The organism is Actinomyces johnsonii, assembly GCF_006546835.1.
Classification (GTDB): Bacteria; Actinomycetota; Actinomycetes; order Actinomycetales; family Actinomycetaceae; genus Actinomyces; species Actinomyces johnsonii.
The window spans coordinates 1-23,239 of the sequence record NZ_VICB01000022.1; the positions used below are offsets into that span (position 1 = coordinate 1).

The 23,239-nt window shown below is 64.7% G+C and carries 17 protein-coding genes and 2 tRNA genes; 9 read left to right on the plus strand and 10 right to left on the minus strand.

Features of this window, described 5'->3' with window-relative positions:
* Positions 1–651 precede the first annotated feature (651 nt).
* The gene (tagD, locus tag FK256_RS12120) at positions 652–1,044 is read left to right on the plus strand and encodes a glycerol-3-phosphate cytidylyltransferase (RefSeq protein ID WP_141424939.1); all 393 of its coding nucleotides are present in this window, start codon (positions 652–654) and stop codon (positions 1,042–1,044) included.
* Positions 1,045–2,029: 985 nt separating this feature from the next.
* Positions 2,030–4,441 carry a hypothetical protein gene (locus tag FK256_RS12130; RefSeq protein ID WP_141424940.1) on the plus strand — a complete coding sequence of 804 codons (2,412 nt, stop codon included), beginning with the start codon at positions 2,030–2,032 and terminating at the stop codon, positions 4,439–4,441.
* A gap of 478 nt (positions 4,442–4,919) precedes the next feature.
* Here the strand turns inward: FK256_RS12130 and FK256_RS14910 are convergent, their stop codons facing one another.
* The 5 genes from FK256_RS14910 to FK256_RS12155 all read right to left on the minus strand — a co-directional run bounded on the left by FK256_RS14910 (position 4,920) and on the right by FK256_RS12155 (position 8,369).
* Positions 4,920–5,741: a zinc transporter gene (locus FK256_RS14910; protein WP_425321595.1), complete on the minus strand. Its 822-nt coding sequence runs from the start codon at positions 5,739–5,741 to the stop codon at positions 4,920–4,922.
* Positions 5,738–6,487 (minus strand): DUF6318 family protein, encoded by a 750-nt coding sequence (locus FK256_RS12140; RefSeq protein ID WP_244936420.1) that lies wholly within the window; start codon positions 6,485–6,487, stop codon positions 5,738–5,740. Before FK256_RS12140 ends, FK256_RS14910 begins: the two co-directional genes overlap by 4 nt.
* A 196-nt stretch (positions 6,488–6,683) precedes the next feature.
* On the minus strand, positions 6,684–7,457 hold the full coding sequence (locus FK256_RS12145) for a DUF6270 domain-containing protein (protein ID WP_141424942.1): 774 nt from the start codon (positions 7,455–7,457) through the stop codon (positions 6,684–6,686).
* A 2-nt stretch (positions 7,458–7,459) separates the two neighbouring features.
* The gene (locus FK256_RS12150; RefSeq protein ID WP_244936422.1) at positions 7,460–7,753 is read right to left on the minus strand and encodes a hypothetical protein; all 294 of its coding nucleotides are present in this window, start codon (positions 7,751–7,753) and stop codon (positions 7,460–7,462) included.
* A gap of 4 nt (positions 7,754–7,757) precedes the next feature.
* Positions 7,758–8,369 carry a hypothetical protein gene (locus tag FK256_RS12155; protein WP_141424943.1) on the minus strand — a complete coding sequence of 204 codons (612 nt, stop codon included), beginning with the start codon at positions 8,367–8,369 and terminating at the stop codon, positions 7,758–7,760.
* A 963-nt stretch (positions 8,370–9,332) separates the two neighbouring features.
* Here FK256_RS12155 and tagD (FK256_RS12165) point away from each other — a divergent pair.
* Complete coding sequence (tagD, locus tag FK256_RS12165) at positions 9,333–9,731, plus strand: glycerol-3-phosphate cytidylyltransferase (RefSeq protein WP_141424944.1); 399 nt, start codon at positions 9,333–9,335, stop codon at positions 9,729–9,731.
* Positions 9,732–9,746: 15 nt separating this feature from the next.
* Here tagD (FK256_RS12165) and FK256_RS12170 read toward each other — a convergent pair whose 3' ends face one another.
* From FK256_RS12170 to orn, 3 genes are all read right to left on the minus strand, one after another.
* Complete coding sequence (locus FK256_RS12170) at positions 9,747–10,607, minus strand: polysaccharide deacetylase family protein (RefSeq protein ID WP_141424945.1); 861 nt, start codon at positions 10,605–10,607, stop codon at positions 9,747–9,749.
* Positions 10,608–10,833: 226 nt separating this feature from the next.
* Positions 10,834–10,906, minus strand: a tRNA-His gene (locus FK256_RS12175).
* 106 nt (positions 10,907–11,012) lie between these two features.
* Positions 11,013–11,624, minus strand: a complete 612-nt coding sequence (gene orn / locus FK256_RS12180; RefSeq protein ID WP_039892408.1) for an oligoribonuclease — start codon at positions 11,622–11,624, stop codon at positions 11,013–11,015.
* Positions 11,625–11,796: 172 nt separating this feature from the next.
* On the opposite strand from orn, the gene FK256_RS12185 reads away from it, so the two are divergent.
* Complete coding sequence (locus FK256_RS12185; protein WP_141424946.1) at positions 11,797–14,313, plus strand: serine/threonine-protein kinase; 2,517 nt, start codon at positions 11,797–11,799, stop codon at positions 14,311–14,313.
* Between the two features lie 72 nt (positions 14,314–14,385).
* Here the strand turns inward: FK256_RS12185 and FK256_RS12190 are convergent, their stop codons facing one another.
* Entirely contained in the window at positions 14,386–17,061 is a 2,676-nt protein-coding gene (locus FK256_RS12190; RefSeq protein ID WP_141424947.1) for an ATP-binding cassette domain-containing protein, read from the minus strand.
* Between the two features lie 387 nt (positions 17,062–17,448).
* On the opposite strand from FK256_RS12190, the gene FK256_RS12195 reads away from it, so the two are divergent.
* The 4 genes from FK256_RS12195 to FK256_RS12210 all read left to right on the plus strand — a co-directional run bounded on the left by FK256_RS12195 (position 17,449) and on the right by FK256_RS12210 (position 21,749).
* Positions 17,449–17,521 (plus strand) — tRNA-Arg (locus FK256_RS12195).
* A gap of 298 nt (positions 17,522–17,819) precedes the next feature.
* Entirely contained in the window at positions 17,820–19,421 is a 1,602-nt protein-coding gene (locus FK256_RS12200; RefSeq protein WP_141424948.1) for an ABC transporter, read from the plus strand.
* Positions 19,418–20,923: a GTPase gene (locus FK256_RS12205; RefSeq protein WP_021608033.1), complete on the plus strand. Its 1,506-nt coding sequence runs from the start codon at positions 19,418–19,420 to the stop codon at positions 20,921–20,923. The genes FK256_RS12200 and FK256_RS12205 overlap by 4 nt, the downstream gene beginning before the upstream one ends.
* Positions 20,924–21,092: 169 nt before the next feature.
* Positions 21,093–21,749, plus strand: a complete 657-nt coding sequence (locus FK256_RS12210) for a single-stranded DNA-binding protein (protein WP_141424949.1) — start codon at positions 21,093–21,095, stop codon at positions 21,747–21,749.
* On the opposite strand, the gene FK256_RS12215 is transcribed toward FK256_RS12210, so the two are convergent.
* Positions 21,742–22,326, minus strand: a complete 585-nt coding sequence (locus FK256_RS12215; RefSeq protein WP_009233736.1) for a TY-Chap domain-containing protein — start codon at positions 22,324–22,326, stop codon at positions 21,742–21,744. The genes FK256_RS12210 and FK256_RS12215 overlap by 8 nt on opposite strands.
* Before the next feature lie 216 nt (positions 22,327–22,542).
* Here FK256_RS12215 and ftsE point away from each other — a divergent pair, with 216 nt between their 5' ends.
* On the plus strand, positions 22,543–23,232 hold the full coding sequence (gene ftsE, locus FK256_RS12220; protein ID WP_009398449.1) for a cell division ATP-binding protein FtsE: 690 nt from the start codon (positions 22,543–22,545) through the stop codon (positions 23,230–23,232).
* The last annotated feature ends 7 nt before the right edge of the window (positions 23,233–23,239 follow it).

Here is a 23,239-nt window from a genome sequence, read left to right on the forward strand (position 1 = left end):
TCCCGGTTCAGGGCAGTGGCCCAGTGCTCGCTCCTTGCCGACGCCCGGTGCCGATGAAGACCTCGATGTCCTCGATATTCATCTTCGTGCCGCCTCTCGCTGTATGGGTGCGGGGCCAGCCGGTGGACGACAGGTCCCGCACCCACGTTACGAAAGACCTCACACACTGCGGGCCGTTCCCCTTATCAGCGGTCACCAGCGCCCGGCTGCTGCGGGTGACAACACCCCCCCCGGATCATCTAAGGACAGGGGCAAGACATCATGCCCACAGCAGCTGGCCCAGCCCCGGACCACCCGGGACCACCAACAAGGTAACGGGCGTCGCCTGAAGGACGCCGACATCGAGTTCATGACCGCACCGACCGCAGGTGCGGGACGCTCTGCGGACAGCCAGAGGCGGCACCCCATGAATAGTATCCGTGTCCTGAAAAAGAACCTCTAAGAAGAATATGATGAGGGTGCGTGGTATTCGAACTGATGAGACTGTGACGGATTGACCGTGGAGGCTCAGCGTATTTCAGTCATATATCAGTATTGCGTCGGTTCTGTGACGCCTTCGATGCTGGCTTGCGACCAGGTAATACTCATGGTGGTTTGTCCTGTGCGCCATCATATGGGTGGCCCTCGAACACCCGACCAGGAAGTAATTCGATGAAACGTGTGATCACCTACGGCACTTATGACCTGCTCCACTATGGTCATATTGCACTGCTGAAGCGCGCACGAGCGCTGGGTGACTTTCTGGTGGTGGCGCTCTCCAGTGATGAGTTCAACGCTGGAAAAGGGAAACGGGCCTACTTCTCATATGAGGAACGAAAGGCGATGCTCGAGGCCATTCGATACGTGGACCTCGTGGTTCCAGAGCTGACCTGGGGGCAGAAGATCGAGGACATTTCCAAGTACGATATTGATGTTTTCGTCATGGGTGACGACTGGAGCGGAGAGTTCGACGAACAGCTCAAGGGGCTGTGTGAGATCGTCTACTTTCCCCGTACCCCCGAAGTATCGACGAATCGGATCAAGAAAGATATGCGTCTGCGCTGAACAGAGACGTCTTGATGTGGGAAAGTGAAGAACCTGAAACGGCAATACGAGCCGATGCAGAGCGAAATCTACAGGAGAATGAAGACAGTTATGGGTGCCGAGGACGCTGTCCTCAGAAGCATCGACTGCACTGTTTGAGAGTCTCCAGGCTGAGGTAACGGCGGCCTTCACTTCGGTCCGCTTGTCGGCCTGTTCGGTCGGGACGGCGCCGACCAGACGGATGTTGGAGTGGTGGTCGGGGAAGTACGAGCCGGTCCGCAGCTTGGGGACAGCCACGTCGATCGTGCCTCACCGGGTGCCGGGGCCCGGTGGCGGCAGCCGTTGCGCCGACCCCTGCGCTCGGAGCAGGCCTGCCCGTACTCGGCGCCGCACACGCCCCCTGCCGGCAGCGGGCCACGATGGCGCCGGTCATCCTCACCCATAGCTTCAGCCCGCACGCAGGCAGCAGATTCGTGCACGCGAGCTGGGCCTTGAGGACTGGGGTGAGGCGAAGACCAGTAACCCTCTGGGAGCTGCTACAACCTTGTGCTCACCCGTGTGGAGGCCGACTGCATCGCCAGAATCGGTGACGGCCTCCGTGGCGACCCTGCCTCGTCGAGTCCCTCGCCGTAGCCGAGTACGCCTGCGCCGAGGTCGTCGGCAAGCGCTCCCACTACCTGCACCTGAGAGGCCCGGATCTGCTGGTGCTGTGCTTCGCCGACTGGGGACACCGCTATACGGCCTCCGTCTCCGGGTTTACGCTGGTGGCCCGTACAGATCTGGCGTGCGACGTCAGTTTTCCCGAGAAGACCCTCGGGGAGGGCGTCGGTTTCCTTAACGAGTGCGTAGGTGCTGGGGTCCGTATTTATTCGGCCTCCCGGTTCGGGTATGTCCAGCGCCGCGGAGCGACTTTCGGACACACCTGGGATATCTCCACCATGGAGCTGCTTATGACGTCCACCATTGGTCATTGGGGACCGCCCCACGAAATGGAGATGCCCACCTCATGAACACCCGCAGCACCGAGACCATGCACGTCATCATCATCGGTTCCGCAGGTGGTCAGGACACGCTCGACTCTCTTCAGCGGGACCTTCCCGAAACCGGGATCGCTCCCATCGGCTGCCCCGATCCGACAGTCGTGGCCCAGGCCCTCAGACCGCTGCCCGCCGGAAGCCGGATCCTGTTCCTGAAGGCCGGTGACAGGGTTGAGCCGGGCTACCTCACCTCTTTGGCCCAGCGCGGATCGAGCGACGCCGTCGGGCCCCTCTTGACGCCGTCAGCGGTGATCCGCCCCGACGGCACCCGGGATGACCGTCTTCAGTGGCGTTTCAACCACGGCAGTCGCATTGTGGACTTGACCGCCGAGCCTTACATCTTTCCCGACACCATCAGCGGTGTCGTGCTCACCGTTCCCCGGCGAGGTCTGCCGGACTGGGGCAGTACGGGCCCTCTTCGCAATGTCGACGACGCCGATGGTTCCGGCGGTGATAACGAGAATGCTGGCCTGAGCGGGCTCATCGCCCATATTGCGGCCAACGGCAACCGCCTCGGCCTCCACGACGGCCCCGCTGTCATCCGCCATGCCTCGCCTCCCCCCGGTGCCTGGGGCGAGGCCGACCATTACCGCCACCTGCTGGGCACGATCCTCCCGACATGGCTTCAGGCCGACGACCCTCTCCCCGCTTGGGTCCACCAGCTCGTCATCCATCGCCTCATCCAGGTCGCCGAGGCCGACCGGGGGCTGCGCTACCCCTCAGCCGGGCTTACGGCCGTTGAGCGCACCGAGGTGGCCCGGCTTCTGCGTGCCGTCGCCCAACGCGTTCCCGCCGCCCAGATCGAGGCGTACTGCTCCACGCCACTGGCAGTGGGGCGCCGTACCGCGTTGGCGGCCATGGCCGGGGGCCCCATGCCTGCTCCGGTCCTTCCTCCGAGCCGCAGATTCCGCCGCGACCAGAAGGCCACCTACTTCTATACCGGTGCCAAGCCGACGGAGCAGTGGAGAGTTGACGGCGCCTGGGTCAGCCCCACCAGCGCCAAGACGGTCGACCTCCGCTACTTCGACGAGGTGGTGCTCCACGAGCGCATCGTCTGGCTGCCCAAGGGAAAGATCTCCGCCGTCATCAACGGTCAGGAACTTCCCGTCGCCCCCTACCAGGGCGACCCCAAGCCCCCCGAAACTGTGCCTGGTCACCGCAGGCGCAACTCGTCATCGCCCGGACTGCGCCGGCGTCTGGCCAGGATGTTCAGCCGCGGCACCACGGAGGACCGGGGACGGCAGACTGCTGCGTCATCGGCCTCGACGGCGCCCTCGCCACCGTCGTCCTCAGCGTCTTCCTCGGTCTCGTCCGCGGCACCCTCCCCGTACACGGCCTCGTCCCCGACCGACTGGCCCCGAACCTGGCTATACATGGACCGCCACGACAGCGCCGGTGACAACGCCGAGCCGCTGTACCGCCATGCCCGTACCCACGCCCCCAGCGTCCGTCACATCTTCGTCATCGAACGCACCTGCCCGGACTGGGACCGGCTCGCGCAGGACGGCTTCGTCCTCATCGACCCCACCGGTCCGGGCTTCGACGCCGCCTGGACCGGCGCCGAGACCATCCTCCTGTCCGATATCGGTGACCCCCTCATCGAACACCGGCTCACCACCGGCTCGGGCACGGGCTCCGATCAGCGCGTCGTCTTCCTCCAGCACGGCATGACCATGCGCGACATGTGGCGCTGGTTCAACAGTATCCGCCTGGACGTCGTCATATGCGCCACCACACCCGAGCAGACGGGTCTTACCGCGGACCACACCTCCTACACGCTCACTGACCGAGAGGTCTGGCGCACTGGATTTCCCCGCCATGACCACCTCTACAGTCTGCTGGGACAGAAGCGGGACCGCATCCTGCTGGCCCCCACCTGGGACCCGGAGGTCGCACGTGCTCTGAAGACCGATCCTGGCGCCGTCGGGCTTCTCAACGATCTCTACCGGCCCTGGCTCGAGCTGGCCGCAGGTCTGACTCGTACAGGACACCGTGCCGTCCTCTTCGCCCACCCCAAGCTCGCGCTGAGCGCTCCTGAATGGTTCAAGGCCCTGGGCATCCCGGCGGTCACTGGACGAGGACTTCCCGACCAGCTCGTCCGCTCGTGGGCAGTTGTCTCCGACCGGTCCTCCGTCCTCGACGAGGGCATGGTCGCCGGCTGCGTCGGTATCGTCTGGGACCCCCGCGGCCGATCGGACACGGACCACTACCGAGCCCGGCACGAGGCCATAGGCGCCATCGGCGCTGACACCTCCGCGCAGGTGTACCAGGCGGTGGAGGATGTCGTATCCGGACGGGTCCTCGCCCCCGAGGACCTCATCCTGCTCGACGCCGGAGCCTGTGCTCGCCTCACCAAGCAGCTCCGTCGCAACACGATTTGATACGCGCTTGCCCCCGTCCACCACGGGAAACGAGCTCCGCACCCGCTCGACTTCCGGTTCTGGGACGGAACCGTCCGAATCCATTCCTTTCGCCGGCCGGATCGTCGATGCGCCCGGTGCCGTCTGCCGCCATGACAAGTGGGCCTCCGGCGGTTCCCCGGCTCGGACCGCCTGGTCAGAGCCGGGGCGCTACGTCGCCCGGATCCTCCGCAACCCGTGGAAGCACCTCGGTGTCAGGGGGCGGGCCAGCATCCCGCTACGGACGGACCTACTGGAGGTCGCCGTGGTGCGCGACGGCGAGGTCGTGGAGCTCTGCACCGGCGAGTTCGCCGGTGCGCAGGCCGAGCCTGCACGCTGTGCCGCGAACGATATCGGCCGGCTCCCCACTGGAATCACGGCGGGCAACGCTAGTCCGGAGGCGACGCTCCCCGGGTTCCCCTGTTGCCGAGACGGCCACGGTCGACACGGGAGGGCTGAGTTAGTGTCCTTGGGCTTCTTCGGCGTCGTCGGTGAGGTAGGTGATGATGCGTACGAGGTCGTAGGGGGTGGAGGTTTCGGTGGTGGTGATGGTGCCTTCGATTGTGTGCCAGTTGGTGTGGCCGGTGGGGCGGTATCTGGTTGTCCAGGTGGTGGTTAGGGTGGTGGTGATGTTCTTGTCGGTGTGTTTGTAGTGGTGGGTGACGGTGTGGTTCGGGTAGGGGGCTCCGGGGTCGGTGGTGGTTGTGGTGGTTCCGTCTCCCCAGTTCCAGGTGTAGGAGATGGGGGTGAACTCGACCTCGATTGCTGTGTCCAGGATGGTGGTGGTCTGGTAGCGGGGGGTGGGGTCGGTGTAGACGATGAAGGCTTTGGAGATGATGACTTTCGGGCCGGGTGGTTGGCGGGTGATGCCCGAGCCCTGTGCGATGAGTGTGGCGGCTTGGCGGGTGGTGATCGTGATCGTGCGGGGGCCGCCGTTGGGCTCCTCGGGTCCGGAGGGCTGGAGCAGCCCGTTGTTCACGCAGTGAATCTCAGGGTGTTCGTCGCCGTTGTCGGTGCATTTTTGGTGGGGTTTCTCGTCCCACATCGACGGGTCAGAGGCCGTCACCTTCGGACGAGGCGGCGACGCGGCGTCACCAGAGTCAGAGGGGCCTTCCTCGGTGATGGTCTCGCTTTTTTCTCCGCGAACATTAGGGGTGTTATCTTGTGTCTGGAATGAGTAGGAGATATCGCCTTGTGAAGATTTGTCTCCGTAATTGTTTTCAGTGCATAGTGGGAGGTGGGTGGCCATAACGAAACTCAGTAAGACAGCACGGTAGATCATTCTGATTCAACCCTCACTCCACCAATCATCCATCGACCATTGCTGTAACGTACAGCAAAGTCAAGTACCTCATCCTCAGTTGGACTTGATGTTTCGGCGGCTTCCTCTCCTCCTGGATGGGATGTGATCGTTTGATGACTTACGGTGGCTTCAACCCTGTTGTAGTCGTACCCCTCAAGCTTTTCATAATACCTAATGTTACTGACATCCTGTTCCCACTTGTCAGCCCACCCTCCTGCGTTGTGTAGATTCGTGGCGTTATCGATTGTTGAGTGGCAGAACTTGCACTGGTTTTCGCTCATGGCTGCGAGTTCGGTGGTGTTGCCGGTTACGTAGGCGTAGCGGTAGAGGTCGAGGAAGTAGCCGACGCTGGCTGCTGCGCCTTCTGCGGTTTCCTCGTTCATCTGGTCGGGTTTGATGGGTGCGGGTTCGGCTAGGGCGGTGTCGCGCTGGGTCTTGAGTTCGGGGGTCAGGGCGGCTTCTCGGGAGGCGGTCGCTGAGGCGTTGGCGTCGGCGATTCCCTTCTCGGCCCGGGCGACGGCTGCAGACGCGCTGGCACTGGCGCTCGCACTGGCCTCCGCCCGCGCGTCCTTCAGCGCGCAGCCCGCCGCCCCCAGGGCCAGGACGCATACCACCGCCAAACCGGCGGCCGCCCGGCGGCGCCCCAGACGAGAACCGGACCGACCGCACTCGGCGGCCGCCCTGTGCGCTCGTACGCGAGTCAGAGATCGTAGGGACGTGCTCATCACCGATAGCCTCCTCGCCACCGAAACAACTCCTCAGGCCACCTGGGCGGGCGGCAGTGCCCGTCCGAGCGGTGTATTGACATTACCTGCACACACGCCCCGACCGCCAGACTTTGACACGGCCCTGTGGAAAACTCCGAGCCGGTTCTTCGAGCGGCATGGACGAGTCCTCGAAGTTTTGGAGGATTGATGGAGGTCAGAGCACCGGCGCGAGGCTGCGGGGAGCCTGAGCGATCTCCAGCTCGTCGGCGATCCAGGAGTACAAGGAATCGACGTAGTGGAACGGGGCTGAACCCCGGCGATGCGCGTCATCGGCGATGACGAGCTCGTCGGGGACGTGCAGGATCCGCACATCGGTTTCCCTGCGGACCAGGTCGATGTAGCGGGGCATCACCCAGTTGGCCTCCATTGCCGCCTGTCCCCAGCTCGGGACCATCGACTCGCCGGAGGTGGTCCTCGTAGCCCATGGCACGTTGATCAGAATCGTCTTGTCCGTGAGGCCGAGTCGATCCAGGAGACTGCCGAAATGCAGAAGGGCAGGCCTCCACAGGTGTAGGTGCTCCGCTGTCCCCAGCTCGAGAAACCTGGCGGCGAGTCCCTTGTAGAGGCCCGCCGTCAGAGCTTCTGCCGAACGGGTCAAGAAGGCCCCGGGAGCCGTCTCCAGGACGCCAAGACGCTCGTCGGTCAGGTCCCACAGCAGTAGATCCGTGCGTGCGGCGACGGATGTCAGCTGCGCCTCCAGGTTCCCCACCATGTCGGACAGAAAGGAGCGACGGGCGAAAGGCGATGGCAGTAACGATAGATCGACGTCGCCCACATCCGCCGGCCTTCCCGCACTAATGAGGGATTGGCGGGCGACATAACGTTCGACGCTCCAGCCCCGTTTCTCCATCTCGCGGGCCGCGTCCCTGGCCACGCAGGATCCGTAGACGGTGATTCGTCCTGTCAGCGTACTTTTTGTACTGCACATGGTCATACTCCTCGAGCGTGTCGGTAAGGCGATGTGCGACTCTCTGAGTGCTGGATCCGCACCCCTGCCGGTTTCCACTTCTCCCGACACGCGGTCAGGGTCGTGATGGCCTTCTCCGGCTTGTTCTTGGTGGTGTTCCAGGACCGCCATCGGTAGTCATGAGTGATCTGGGGGCCTGGGCCGTCCTCGATGAGCTCACCGTTCATGAGCCATAGTGCTCGGGTGCGCATCTCCTCGATGACCTGCGTGGCGCCGACTTCGGGAGCCCAGTAGTGGATGAGAAGAGGGAACCGCATGTCCTTACCCCGCTCTGTGTGGTGTGGGGACAAGATTTGGTGCTCCGATGACGGAGGGTATCTGCAGATGGAGGAGCAGGATCATGGCTATGCGGGATGAAGCGTCCAGAGCCGGCCGCGGGTGGGAAGGCTGTTCACCGCCGGCGGGAGCAGGAGACGGCGGCCAGATCCGCCAGAAGAACCGATCTCCAGAGCATGCCGGCGCCCACCGCAGGGAGGACTCCAAGACGCTGCATACAGTCCAACCGGGCCCCATCCCCAGGGCGAGACGGAGGACGGGATGGGCGTTGACCGACAGGGAGAACACGGTCCCGCTGAGACCAACCAGTGCGAAGGTGAGCATCGTCGCCAGACCTGTGAGAACGACGTCGAACTTCGTTATGACCCGGACCGGGCTCCGATCGCGCGTCGCCATGAGGACGGCCGCCCAGGCAGCGAGCGAGGCTGTTAGAACGACGGTGAGTCCGTAGCCACGGGGGACAGGGCAGTGGTGAAGGGAGTCGATTCTCGCCACGCCCATGATGCGGGCCCTCCTCAGAATCGGTATGGCGGTTGCGGTCGGGGGCACGGAGATGACAGCGGTCGCCACAAGCCCGCTCAAGAGCAGGACGCTCATGAGGCAAGCATCTGCAGCTCCAGGGTTCGTCGTGCTCCAGCCCGCCACCTTTATCGGCCTCTCCACTGGTCCGTCATGGCGACAACCGATCCACCGACACTGGCCGTCCGCGGCAGCAGGTGCACCTCCGTGATGAGATAGCGGTAACAGGATTCGGCCATGAATCCCGCGCCTGCGACAACGATGAATGGCATGACCCGTGTGGACGCCCACGGTCAGTGCTGCTATGTCGCGCACCGTGCCGTCACCTGAATGAGAACCGCGGCCGTGATTCCTGTCAACAACATGCGGGGGCGGAGAAACCGATGCGTTGACATGAGCATCCTGATAAGGCTTGCCAGGCATAGTCATAGTGCCCGGAAGGTCATGTCTCGACGTGCTGCCGAGAAATCGGTAAGGAGATAGGGCGCCGAGGTGGACAGGGACGGGGAACCTGAGGTTGCGCGAGCGGGCCCCGTGAAGGTCCGAGTGGGGGTGACGACGACCACTGGCGACCTCCAGACCGCTGGGATGGGTGAGGCCCGGGAGGAAGGCCTTCTTTACTTGCTTTCTCACAACGTTAGTTGTGTCGGACAACTGTAAAAGCGGCCGTCGTCATGATTGAGCTGTCTGCAATCAGAATGTGACGTTCACGGCCTGCCGTGACTGGGCTGAAACTCCCTGTAATCGTTGTGATACCAGGGAATACCGGGGTTCGGTCACATGACGGCCTCAGCTGGTTCTCGTGCGCTTCTGGCCCTGGCTCTCAGTTCGGCGCATTCATTGGGTTAAACGATAATGGGTGACGGTTGCCATAGTCGGCAGCCTGCTGCAGAGGAGTAACAAGGGGGTTTTGAGGGGGGAGAACTGCCTAGACTTAACGGCAAGCGCGTTGAATCTCCATACGCGCAATCAACGACAACATGATCGGTTTTTGTATGATTCGCACAAAAATCGATCGCTCTGATCCTGAGGACAATTCTGATGAAACGTGTGATCACCTATGGCTCCTTCGACCTGCTCCACTACGGGCACATCGAGCTGTTGCGTCGAGCCAAGGCGATGGGTGACTATCTGATTGTCGCACTGTCTACCGACGAGTTCAGCGTCTCCAAGGGAAAGTGCGCCTACTTCTCCTATGAACAGCGCAAGGCGATGCTCGAGGCCATTCGTTACGTGGACCTGGTCATCCCCGAGCAGACATGGGGTCAGAAGAGCCAGGACATCGACGAGTACGGCATCGATGTCTTCGTCATCGGAGACGACTGGGTTGACACCTTCAACGAGCAGCTCGAAGGGCGCTGTGAGATCGTCTATCTGCCGCGGACCCCGGAGATCGATGCTTCGCGGATGCAGGAGTGCTGCCAGGCTGAGGAGGATTGAGCGCTGTGAGCCGCGTCAGACGCGACGGCTGTGTCCGGGGCCGAAGTAGACGTCGTCGAGCGTGGCGGTCAGCAGGGAACGCTGACGCAGGATGTCGATGATCTGTCCGTAGAGCTGGGTGACGGTGGGGAAGTTCGCGTGACCGATAACGATGTGCTGCGCGAGCAGCCACTTCTGCGCCTCTCCGAGGAGCACGTCCTGTGTGAGCAGGCCGGAATCTCCGAACGATCCGTACCACATGGTCGCGGTCGTGTAACCCGCTTTGGCGCAGGCCGAGTCGGTGAAGGAGTTGCGACCGCCGTAGGGAGGTCGGATGAAGGGCGCCCCGGTGATGCCGTAGGTGTTGCGCAGCAGGTTCTCACACTGGGTGAGCTCGTCGATGATCTCCCCCTCTGACAACGTCGTCAGATCCGGGTGCGTCCAGGTGTGGTTGGCCAGCTGAACCTGCCCCGATTCCACGAGGGGCGCCAGCTTGTTCCGGTTGTCGGTCCAGCTCGGGTAGACGCCCGTGACGAAGAAGGTCAGGCGGACTCCCGAATCCTTGGCGAAGTCCAGATAGGCGTCCACGACTGAGGAGTCAACGCCGTCGTCGACGGTGATGGCCACGACGTTGCCGACGTTCTCCGGAAGGCTGGTGATGAGTGGATCCACCGGGGTGGGAGCGGGTAGCGGGGGTGGCCCGTCCTGAAGGTGCAGGGGGCTGAGCGAAGGTGTCGGGGAAGGCGTCTGCGAGGGGGACGCGGCCCCCGAGGGCGAGGCCTGCGTAGGGGGCGGGGTCGACGAGGCGGAGCGGGATGTCGGCTGCATCTCAGCACAGGCGGTGAGGCAGCCTGCGGTTCCGGCGGCCAGGGCGAGCAGGAAGTCACGGCGTTGCATGGGAGAGACTTTCTCGAACATCAGGTTGCGAGAGCATCAAGCAACCCGAGGGCCTAATAACACAAGAGGGGATAGAAGTGCTCAGGTGAGTTGCGTCTCCAGCGTCGGCACCGGAGCGTTGTCAGGATTTGCCCCGGGCTCGCGGTATCGCGTCCGTCGAATCTCTCAGTCAGACGGAACCTTGACAACGAGAGGGACGTACGGCTTACCCGAAACCGAGGAGCGGGGTGGCTGACGGGGTTTGAACCCGCGACCTCCTGGACCACAACCAGGCGCTCTGCCGACTGAGCTACAGCCACCGTGTACGGCAAAAGCCGCAACGAGTCGGTACTGTATCCGCTCAGCTCCTCGTGCACCAAACCGAACTCGGTGCACTGCGTCACGTCGTGAATGTGATCGATCCTCTCACCTGGTTGGTTCTTCCAGGATGCGTTCGGCTGCCTCCTTGCATTCCTGAGAGCTCGGCCCCTCGCCGTGCGGGAACAGAACTGCGCGGTAGTAGCGCAGCTCGTCGATGGACTCCAGGATGTCCGCCAGCGCACGGTGCCCCCCGGCCTTCTTCGGGGCATGGAAGAAGGTCCTGGGGTACCAGCGCTTGGCCAGTTCTTTGAGGGAGGAGACATCCACGATCCGGTAGTGAAGGTGCTCGATGAGCTCGGGCATGTCGCGCGCCAGGAACGCCTTGTCCGTGCCCACCGAGTTCCCGGCGAGCTGGGCGGTCCGGGGCTCGGGCACAAGGGAGGTCACATAGTCCAGGACCGTCTTGCGAGCCGCCTCCATGGTCAGCCCGCCCTCCAGCTCGGTGAGCAGCCCTGAGGATGTGTGCATATTCCGCACGTAGTCACCCATCCGCTCTAGCGCGTCGGCAGGAGGTCTGATGAGTACATCGATTCCCTCGGCCAAAGGCTTGAGCTCGTAGTCGGTGACGACGACGGCGACTTCGATGAGCGCATCAGTGCTCAGTTCCAGGCCCGTCATCTCACAGTCGATCCACACCAGTGGGTCTGAGGTTGTCATCTGCTTGCTCACGGGATCCACTCTAGTCGGCATTATCGGTCTTCAGGTCGGCGGGCTGATCGCGAACGCGGTGCGATTCACGGCGAGCACGTGGCAGGGCCGCCCGGCTCGCGCGAATATCGCGATAAGGTCTCTTTGGAACCTGCCATCCTTTGAGCGACACGGAGCCCTCATGACGACCCAAAGCCCCGCCTCCCGTCACCTCGGAAGCTCCTACATCATGGAGTCCCGGATCGGGGCAGGCGCCCAGGGCGAGGTCTGGCGAGGTCGGCGCACTGACTCCCGCGAGGTCCTGGCCTTCAAGGTGCTGCGCGCCGATCTGGTGGAGAATCCCGACGTCGTCGATCGCTTCATCAAGGAGCGTTCGACGCTGCTGCGAGTGCGTAGTCCTTATGTCGTCGCCATTCGCGACGTCGTCATCGAGGGATCCACCTTCGCCATCGTCATGGACTACGTCAACGGCGGGGACCTGCGTGATCTTCTCAGGGCCCGCGGTTCGTTGCCGCCCGCGCAGGTGGCCTCCCTGGGGACGCGTATCGCTCAGGGGCTTTCCTCGGTCCATCGGGCTGGAGTCGTTCACCGAGACATCAAGCCCGCCAATGTTCTGCTCAGCTCGCGTCCGAGCAGAGGCGGCGATCCGGCTGAGACGGTGGCGACCGGGGTTGCTCCAGGATGGGGTATGCCGGAGGCCGTTGTCCCTCGACTGGCCGACTTCGGGGTGGCACGGATCTGCGACACCTTCTCCGCCTCTCACCTCACAGGGGTCATCGGTACTCCGTTGTACATGGCTCCGGAGATCCTATCGATGCAGGCTCCGACCTCCGCCGCCGATATCTACTCACTGGGCATCATGCTCTATGAGATGAGCTGTGGGACAGCTCCGTTCGTGGGAGAACCCGCCCAGCTGCTCAGCCAGCACGCTCGACGAGACGCAGGCCGCCCCGACGGTCTTCCCGACGTCCTGTGGGAGCTCATCGCCTCGATGATGGCCAAGCAACCCAATATGCGCCCCGCCATCGAATTGGTCGCTCAGCGCCTGGAGGCGATGCAGTCCGCGTTGGCGGGTATGCCCGCAGCTCCGAGGCTCGCCTCACCACCGCAGTCGACGGCTTCCGTGGTCCCTTACGACTGGGACGCCCCGTCGCCAGCGGATGCGGCGACGGCTCCGACGGTGCTTTCTGGTTTGACTCAGGCCACAGTGACAGCATCCGCCATACCGACTCTGGTGTCCGGACAGAGTGTCAACGTTCCGGGTGGCCTCGGTCAGGCCTCTGCTGTCGGCGGCGCTCAGGCAGGTGCGGGAGCCCCTGTTCCGATGGCGACGAGTATGCCCGGCGGTTACGCCGCCAATACGGCAGGCACGACTCCTCCCGCTTCCTTCTTCCCCCAGACCGGTCCCCAGGGGACGGGCTACACGCCTGCCGATGCGGCTGCTCTCGCCCCGAGGCGCCCGCGTCGCCGGTGGTGGATGGCGGCGGCCGCGGTCGTCACGGTTCTGGCAGTGGTGGGGGCTGGTTGGTGGTATTTCTTCTCCGGGCCGAGTGTCGACAGTACATGGCCGGCGGCGCTGCCCGAGGGCAACCGCGTTCAAGAGGACCAGCGCTACACCGAAGTCGATGATCCCTATCTCTCCGCGGACGGGAGCAGGCTCTTGTACTCCAACATGAGCAAGGTGCACCTGTTCGATCTGACGCGGAAGGGCACCAGCAAGGTGTGGAGCGGGGAATGCGACGAGGCCCGCTTCTGGGCGGGCACATCGTTGCTGTGCAGCAGTACAAGCGGGCAGGCCACGCTGGTCAGCGACAGCGGCAAGACCTCCAAGGCCCCGTTCCCCGAGGGATCCACCTTCCTGGGCGCCACGACCGACGTCGCAGTGATCTCCTCCGGCGAGGGAACGGCCTCAGACGGCCCTCTGATCGCCTATGACGCGGCCGGCAAGGAGAAGTGGCGTGCGGGCGGACACTATGAGAAGGGACGGGTGCGCAACGGGTTCGTCCTCGCCTATGAGAGCAAGTCCAAACAAATCCAGGTGCTGTCCGCCAAGGATGGTGCCGTCCTGATGTCCGAGACCGGCGATAGGCCCAACTTCGACAGCGACACACAATTGCCTGGCGGGGTCAATATCCAGACCGGCCCGGAGGCCTTCTCCCGCATCACCTCCTCAGGCGCGACGATCTACGATGCTGACGGCAGTGAAACGGGCACCGTATCGGGAAGCTTTACTGAGAAGCACCAGTGGGCCGCGTCGGTTCCCCTGGACGCATCGGCGCTCAAGGAGGCCTACACGTCGTTGGCGAAGGCGTCGTCCTCGACCACCCCTGTCATCGGTCCCCGGGGCACCATCAACGTCTCGATCGACGTGAAGGCGTGCACGGCCAAGGTCGGCGACAAGAAGCTCGCGCTTCCGGAGCCCGCCAAGGGCGAACAGTGCGTCATCAAGCCCATTGGTGGTTTGAGGGACGGCCAGCTCCTCATGCAGGTTGGCAAGCAGGGTTATATATCCGACGAGACCGGTGCTCTGGTCGTCGCCGTCTCCCCGGATTCCGGAAAAATCGGGTGGAAGACTCAGGGGACCTACGTCGCCACGGTGCCGCCGCTGGGCGGGGGCAGCAGCGGCGCCCGCCTGATGCTTGGGCAGGGAGGCACCTACAACTACGACCTGGTGGTGTCCAGCGTTACCAGCAGATAACCGAGATACGCTGCCGGGGTGCCAACCAGTATCTGGTTGGCACCCCGGCACCTGTATAGGAGTTCGAGGGGATCAGCGCCGCCCGCGGCGGGCCAGGGCGATGTAGCAGGTCACCATGCAGGCCAGGCCGATGGCCGAGAGCATGCCGTAGTCCGTCAACCACTGCGCGGTCTCGTGCTTCCACAACGCGTCGTCGCGGTTGGGCAGGATAGCGAGCATCTCCAGGGTGGAGGAGGCCATCGCATAGCCCCATCGAGATGGCATGAACCACGCCAGCTGCTCGAAGACCGCACGTCCTGCGATCGGGATGATTCCACCGGAAAGGACCAGCTGAGCCATGATGACCACAACCAGCACCGGCATGACCTGCTCGGAGGAGGAGACCATCGCCGATACCGCCAGCCCCAGAAGACCGGAGACGAAGGCGACCGACCAGCAGCAGAAGGCCAGCTCTACCCCCGGCCAACCGTCGAGGATGACGGCGTCACTGGGACCCTTGTTGAGCGCGAGGGCGATCCCCATCATCAGTGCGGTCTGAACGGTGGTGATAAGAGCCAGAATGGTCGCCTTGGAGAAGAGGTAGGCGCCGGATCTCAGACCGACCGCTTTCTCCCGCAGAAAGACATCGCGTTCCCCGATGAGGTCGCGGATCGTGGCCGACATCCCGGAGAAGGCCGCCCCGGTGATGAGGATGACCAGAAGCTGTAGGGCCTGACTGGAGTACTTGACGATCGTGGGTGTGGGATTCTCCGGCGTGGGCGGTTTGGGCTCTGGGTAGTGGGGGACCGCAAACCCGTCGCTTCCCTCGATCGCCTTGGTCAGCAGCCCCATGATGATGGGGAGCAGCAGCATGAAGGCAAGGTAAGAGGGGTCCGCTGCAACGATTCTGAGCTGGCGGCGCACCAGGGTCGAGACCTGTCTGAGTACGGACTGCTGCTTGGGCGGACGCTCCTGTGTGGCCGGTCCGGCCGCCGCCGCGGGAGCTCCACCGCGGCGCGTGGAGGGCACTGTGGCCTCCATGTACTGGCGCAGCTCCGCGGTGTGGTTGCGAATGAGCGCGTAGACATCGGCGTAACCGTCCACCGCGGGCGGGTCGGGCAGTGTGCCCTTGGGGGTGTTGAGCAGCAATCGGCCCTGGGAAGCGATCTCGTTGAGCCGTTGGCGGAAGTAGGGGAGTACCTCGCGGGGGGAGCCGTAGTAGACGGGCTTTCCCCCAGCGGCCAGGATGAGGACCTTGTCCGCTCTGTCGATATGGTTCTCATTGTGGGTGACGACGACGACGGTGCGGCCACTGTCGCCGGGACGAGTCCCGTGTGCCAGGGACGCCAACAGGTCCATGACATCACGGTCCAGTTGGGGATCCAGTCCGGAGGTGGGCTCGTCGAGGAACAGCAGGCTGGGCCGGGTCAGCAGCTCGATGGCGGTTGAGACCCGCTTGCGTTGCCCACCGGAGAGCTTCTTGACGCGCTTGTCCACGTGCGCGGTCAGGTCGAGGTCCTCCAGGACCTCGGCAATGCGCTGACGCCGTTCGGCCTTGGTGACGTCCTTGGCGAATCGCAGCTCGGCGGCGTACTCCAGGGTCTTGCGGACAGTGAGCGCCGAGTGGATGACGTCGCTCTGCGGTACCACACCGATCTTGTTGCGCATGACCGGATAGTGCTCGTACACGTCCAGGCCGTTGAAGAGCACCTGGCCCTCCTGGGCCTTCTGCTCGCCGGTGAGGGCCTTGAGCAGCGTCGACTTTCCCGCTCCCGATGGGCCGACAACGGCCAGGAGCTCGTTGCCCGGCAGGGAGAAGGAAATGCCATCGAGCAGTGTCAGGCTGCCGTTGTTGACGCGGAAGGTCAGGTCCTTGCCTACCAGCTCACCGCCGGCTCCGCCGGCGACCTGGACCTCGCACAGCCCATCAGGGCTCAGGGCGACGAAGGTTGAGCCCAGACCCAGGAGGACGGGCTGAGTCACTTGGACCTGGGGGACTCGCTGACCTCCGACGTAGATGCCGTTGGTGGATCCGAGGTCGGTGACGACCATGCCGTTGGTCGAGACGTCGATGCGGGCGTGGTGTTTGGAGATGAGCGGGTCGTCCAGGACCAGGGTGTTGTCCGGCGCTCGACCGATGGTGCCCGACGAGCTGATGCGGAAGGACTTGAGCGTGTGCCGGGAGGAGGGGAAGGCTCCCGAGTTCGCCGAGCTAGACGATGGCGCTCCCTGGGGACTCCGGCTACCCGATGCGATATAGGTGGCGGCCGATGAGGCCGATCCCATGGCCTGCGGCATGGGGCGGGCCTGCGTTGGGGCGGCCGTCGTCGGAATCGGGCCGGAGGATGCCTGGGGCAGGGGGCCGACCTGGGGCGCGGAGGCCGCACTTGGCTGGGAGGGAATGAAGGGGGCGCTCGGCGCCGACTGTGGCTGAGCCGGGGCTCCTGTGTGAGGAGCGGCTCCGGACACGATCGGAGTGAGTCCCAGAGCCGGTCCGGAGGCATCGCCCAGCTGGATTCGGGTGCCCTGGGTGATGAGCGCTTCACGGGTGACGGTTCCGTTGACGAGCATGCCGTTGCGTCCCTGGCAGCTCACGGTCCAGCCAGTCGGGGTGGGGGTCACCAGCAAATGCGTTCGCGACACGAGAGGGTGGACGATCTGAACATCGCTGTCGGGCGACCTCCCCACAGTGAAAGGTGCGGTGAAGGTATGAGGTTCCAGCGAGGCCTGAGCAGAGAGGGAACGCACAATGAGTGCGGAAGTGGGCAAGGCTCGGTCCTTCCAGGGGCTTGTAATGGGGTGCCGCTCACGATACTGGTGTTTCGGCGTCGCCGCTAAGAGTAACGCTCCCCTGTGTGATGTTGCGTACACGTCAAGTCCGTCGTCGGGACCTGTGTCGCTTGGATTCATCATCCCGGCTGGTCACAGGGCGGTTGCAGTGCTGTTGCGGCCGCATTGCGACCCGGATGAGAGCGGTTCGGATACTGACTGAGAGCGGCTCGCGGAATCATCCGCACGCCCGGTTCGATGTGCTCTCGTAATGGTAGTGCGACCGTGCCGTGACCGACTGTCGAGGTCGAAGGCGACGTCGGGTCGGCCGCCCGTGGGGTCTGGCTCGCCAGGTTGATGGCGTAGGCTGGTCTAGCGCTTGCGCGCGCCTCCGTAGCTCAATGGATAGAGCATCGGCCTTCTAATCCGCAGGTTGCCGGTTCGAGTCCGGCCGGGGGCACTGGTCGGCGGCCTTGAAAAGGTTGATATTCCGCGCACTATCGGTCGCTGGGGGCGACGAGGCGCGATCACGGTGTTGTACCGATGGTCGGTGGTCGCGCTCGTCGTGGAGCCCGTTGACGGTGGCTGCATCCGCCATGCCCGTGGAGGGGAATGCTCTTCCTCCTTCGGGGGTGAGTATGTGATTCCGATCGTCACAGCGGAGTAACAGAAGATTCTCACCGGGCTCACGACACCTGTGGTGTGAACTGTCGAGATCAATCGTCGACTCCGCTGCGCTGTGCTCATAGTGTTGGCACATGCCCGCTCCTGTCCCCTCGCGCCCCTCCGAGGACGACGCCCCCGTCTCCTCGCTGAGTCGCGCTCAGCTCCTCGATGTCCTCTCTGACCTGGTCAGGGACCTCGAGCGTCTCGACCTGGCCCTGAGCGCCCCCGGCGTCGAGGCTGCGCGCACGCTGCGCGATGGTCTCATCGGACAGGTCCGAGATCAGGTGATTCCCCGCCTTCAAGACGCGGACATCCCGTCCATCGTGGTGATCGGGGGCTCCACGGGCGCAGGAAAATCGACACTCGTCAACTCTGTGCTCGGTCAGGAGGTCTCAGACGCGGGGGTACTGCGGCCCACCACTCGGATCCCGGTCCTGGTGGCCAACCCCGAGGACATGGATTCGCTCAGCGAACACCCTTTGACAGAGGTCTGTCGTCAGGAGGTGTCCGCTGCCATCCCGGCGGGTCTGGCGCTCATCGACGCTTCTGACCTGGACTCCGTTCACGAGGCCAATCGGGCGCTGGCGGGCAGGCTGCTGGAGGCCGCCGACCTGTGGCTCTTCGTCACCACCGCGGCGCGATACGGCGACCAGACGCCCTGGATGACCCTGGAGGAGGCCGCTCGACGCGAGACCCCCATCGGCGTGGTTCTCAATCGGGTGCCGGCGACGATCCTGGCCGAAGTGCGCCGGGATCTCATCACCCGTTTGCAGGGGTTGGGGCTGTCGGAGGCACCCTTCTTCGTCGTTCCGGACGCCGGACCGCATGAGGGGCTTCTGTCGGGTGAGGGAGTAACCGAGCTGCGGGACTGGCTTCGACTCCTGGCAGGCCGTCACCGCGCAGCCGGACTCGTGCGTCGGACGGGCAGGGGCGTGTGGAGCACTCTGCGTACCGAGCTGGAGCGGCTGGCTGACGACGTCGATGCCCAGGAGGCGGTGGCGCGGGACCTGGAGAAGAAGTGCCAGGAGCTGAGGGAAGCGGCGATCGAGTCCTTGAGCGCCGACATCAAGACGGGTTCCGCAGGTCAGGGGGCCACCGCCACCCGTTGGATCACTCTGGCCTCCTCGGGCGGCCCACTGGCTTCCTTAGCTCAGGGGGGCAGGCTGCGGAGGGGCTTCCTGGGGCGGGCGGACAAGGCCCGTGCCGAAGGGCTCTCCCAGCTGGCCGCCGACGCCCGTGAGGCCCTCGCCAACCAGCTTCAGGCCGCGCTCGTTGCCCTGCGCACCAAGGCGGAACGTGCCTGGGACGAGGTGGGAGCCGGCGAGCGGGCGCGCAAGATTCTGGAGCAGGGTGATGAAGCGGCAGTGACCATCGATGCCTGGGTCGGCTACCTCGAGGCCAATATCGAGATTCCCCGCGATATTCGTAGACTGAGCCCCACCAGCGTCGTCGACCTCCTCATCTCCGCGGCCGCCGGTGTCGACGGAGTCGTCTCAGCCGCCGGGCGTCTGGGACTGGAGGAGCAGACCGTCCAGGCCGGTGCTCTCCTGGTGGAGGCGGTCACGGAGGCGCTGACCGCAACCGTCCCCAAGGGGGCTGCGACCTCGCTCGCCCCCGCGCCCGGGTTCGCCGCTGCGCTGCGTCTGCGCTCTGGCGAGCTCAAGCCCTTCACCCGCCCCGGAGCCACAGCATGAGCCGACCCGACACTCCCCGCACATCCGTGTCCACCGCGCAGACGGACTTCGAGGTGCTCGACGCCGAGCACCTCGACGCCCGCCTGAACGCGGTTCGCGAGGCCCTGCGCATGTGTCCCACAGAGGTACCGGCCTCGTTGTCGATCCCCGCTCACAAGGCGCTTGATGCCGTGGCGCAGCGCCTTGCCCTGGGCGTGGACCACACCGTCGTGGCACTGTTCGGCGGCACCGGTTCGGGCAAGTCATCCCTGTTCAACGCCTTGACCCAGCTGAACTTCGCGGATGTCGGTGCCCGTCGGCCCACGACGTCACGAGCCGCGGCCTGCTCCTGGGGCGACGACGCCGGCCCCCTTTTGGACTTCCTCGGGGTCTCCTCGGAGAGACGGATCCGGCGGGACTCGATTCTCGACGCCGAGGACCAGGGGAGTATGGGCGGTCTGGTCCTGCTCGACGTGCCCGACTACGACTCGGTGACGACAGAGCACTCGTTGCAGGTGGACCGGCTCGTGCCGCTAGCCGATATCCTCGTGTGGGTCGTCGATCCTCAGAAGTACGCCGATGCCGCCCTTCACGACGGCTACCTGCGCGGGCTCGGCGCCCGCCAGGAGGACATGCTCGTCTTGGTCAACCAGGTGGACACCCTTCCGGAGAGCGGGTTGGCGAGCCTGCTCGACGACGTCGGATCCTTGCTCAAGGAGGACGGCCTCAGCCGGGTCCAGGTGCTTCCGGTATCGGCGGTGCGCGGCGACAATCTCGACGTCATGCGCGGCCTGCTGCGCCAGCGCGTCGCACGGGAGTCCAACGCGGCTCGTACGGCGTCGGCCGAGCTCGATGCGATCACTCGTCGCCTGCGTCCCACGGTGGCCAAGGACAAGGTGGAGCTCAATGCCGACCTCACCGAGGACGCTACCAAGGTGCTGCTGCAGGCCTCCGGTGCCCAGGCGGTGGAGGACTCGGTCAGAGCCGGCCTGTCCAAGGTCCTGCCCAGGGCGCTGGCCCGCCCCGAGCCGCCTTCGCGCACTGCCGTGGCCTCGGCCCACTCGACCTGGGTTCACCGCACCTCGCAGGGATTGCCGCCCGCCTGGGCGCGAAGCATGGAGTCATCCGTGATCCCGCCCGAGACCCTGGCGGGACAGACCGCTGAGGCGGTCGGCTCCGTTCCGCTGCCGGGGCATCGCCAGCCGGTGATCGATCTGTTGTGGTGGGGCGGTCTGCTCCTGGTGATCGGCGGGGTGTCGTGGCTGGTCGCCTCTGTGGTCCGGGAGGGGATCGAGGCGCTGAGTCACAGTGTTGAGATCGTCTCCGCCTGCCTCATCGTCCTCGGGATCATGGCCGCGCTTGTGGCCACTGTCCGCCGTCGCTCCAGGGCGCGTCGCGAGGCCGAACGCTATGGGCAGCAGGTGCGCGCCCGCCTGGAGTCCGTGGTCGAGCGAGGGCTGAGCAGGCCTGCCGCCAGAGTTCTGGAGAAGCACCGGATGCTGCAGGCCTCCCTGGGGTTGTAGCCCCTGGGACTCCGCAGCCTTCCGGTGGCCACAGGCGACGGTCCTGCACTCACCGGCATTCGGGCGGGGACTGGGAGCAGGGACCGCTGGGCACCCGAGGGGTGAAGCGAGCACGGTGGTGGTGCAGGGGCGGCAGAGAGTCGCCCGCCCACGACCAAGGAGCCTTCTCATGACTCGTCAGCTCGACCTCACCGTTCAAGGCGTCGTCGGAACGAATCCGGTCCTGTCCCGTGTCGGGGACAAGGCCCGTCCCTACTGCCGCTTTCGCGTCGCCGTTACACCGACCTACCGCACCGATCAGGGGTGGAACAACGCCGAAACGATCTGGTTCACAGCCAAGGCTTGGGGCCGCCTCGCCGCTAATCTGAGTCACTCGGTGCGCAAAGGCGATGCGGTTCTGCTCACTGGACGCTTCTCTCAGGAGTCATGGGAGAGCGACGGCAGGAAGCACGAGACCAACGTCATCACGCTGCAGGCTGCGGGTCACGATCTGACTAGGGGAGAGTCGCGTTTCGCGCGAGTCCGGGCCTCGGAGTCAGCGCCTTCTGCCCCCTCGGCAGCCGGTACCGGTTCTACCGGGCCCGAGGCGGATCCCGAGTACCACGTTGCATCAGATCACTGGGAGACCCCGGCCACAGCCGACGGCATTGTGGCATCCGTCGCTCAGGAGGTTGGAGCCCCTGCAAGCCCACCCGACTCCTGCGGGACGCTGCCAGAGGGCCCCGAGCCCTTCGTCGTCGGCCCGGTCTCCCCTCGGACCGAGGAGCAGTGGCCCGCGTATGAGCTCGCCGACGACCTCGTAGAACAGGCGGCGCCGATCAGCTGACGTCGGAATGTGCGCGAAGGAGATAGTCGAGATCTGCGGGGTGGGCGACCTCGAGCACCTCAATGAGAATGCGGGTCACCAACTCGGCGGTCTCATCGTTGTCGGTCAGTAACCGGCTGAAGACGTGCCCGGTTTCCTGCCATCCGATCCTTCCCAGGATTCTTCGCTCGGTAGGGCCGAGGAGCACTCGCCCCTGCGCATCGAGCTCCGGGAGAGACACCTCGACCCCGTCGGAGCGACCGACGAGGACGACGCCCGGCAAGTCGGGTGAAGGAGTCGGGGGAGCGGCCATTGTCAGCCGTGACAGCAGTCGTGTCCATCTCCCCTCCTGGGTCAGCTCCTCGGCCTTGACGATGGGGGTCGGGGCGGTTAGCAGCAGGGTCCCTCCTGCCGGATCGAAGACGGCTTCGGCAACGGACTCGGGTGCTTCTCCCCGCTGCGCGGCGGACCTCGAAGCCGGCATGCACACCTCATCTAGGAACCCGGCCAGCGACGGCGTGAAGCGCGCCCAGGACCCCAGATCGACGCGTTCCTCGAAGGTCCGTGACAACGCGTGGGACAAGGAGATCTCACTCATGTGCGCAAGCCTAGGCCGCATGGTCGGCGAGCTGTTGGAACGTGGTCGCCCACGAGCCTTTCGATCACAGGAGGATCACACCTTGTCGTTGCCAGAACAAGCCACATCGATGCTGGGCGTGTCACGGACGGAAAATGGCGTGTCGGCGCATACGGTGGCCATATCGCCATGAACCCGGGCGCCGTGCTCGGGGCGCAGCAGGGGAGCAACGAGCAGATGATCCGCTTCGACCACGTCTCGAAGGTATATAAACGCGGGGCGCGTCCGGCGCTTGACGACGTCGACATCAAGGTCAACCGCGATGAGTTCGTGTTCCTCGTGGGTGCCTCGGGTTCCGGGAAGTCGACCTTCCTGCGTCTGGTCCTGCGGGAGGAGCGGCCCACCAAGGGCCGTATCCACGTCCTGGGGCGTGACCTGTCGCAGATCTCTTCGTGGAAGGTGCCCCAGCTGCGCCGAGAGATCGGCTTCGTCTTCCAGGACTTCCGGCTCCTGGAGAACAAGAACGTCCTGGAGAACGTGGCGCTGGCGTCCCAGGTCATCGGTAAGCCCCGCCACTACATCCTCTCTGCCGTGCCGGAGGCCCTTGATCTCGTGGGGCTGGCGGGCAAGGAGAAGCGCCTCCCGCACGAGCTCTCCGGAGGCGAACAGCAACGCGTCGCGATCGCCCGTGCCATGGTCAATCGGCCCAAGCTTCTCCTGGCCGATGAGCCGACCGGGAACCTGGACCCCTCAACCTCAGTCGGGATCATGCGTCTGCTCGACCGCATCAACCGGCAGGGGACCACGGTCGTCATGGCGACGCACGACGACGAAATCGTCGACCAGATGCGTAAGCGCGTCATCGAGCTCAAGGGCGGCGAGGTCGTGCGCGACCAGGACCGTGGTGTCTACGGCTCGGACCGCTGAAGGAGAA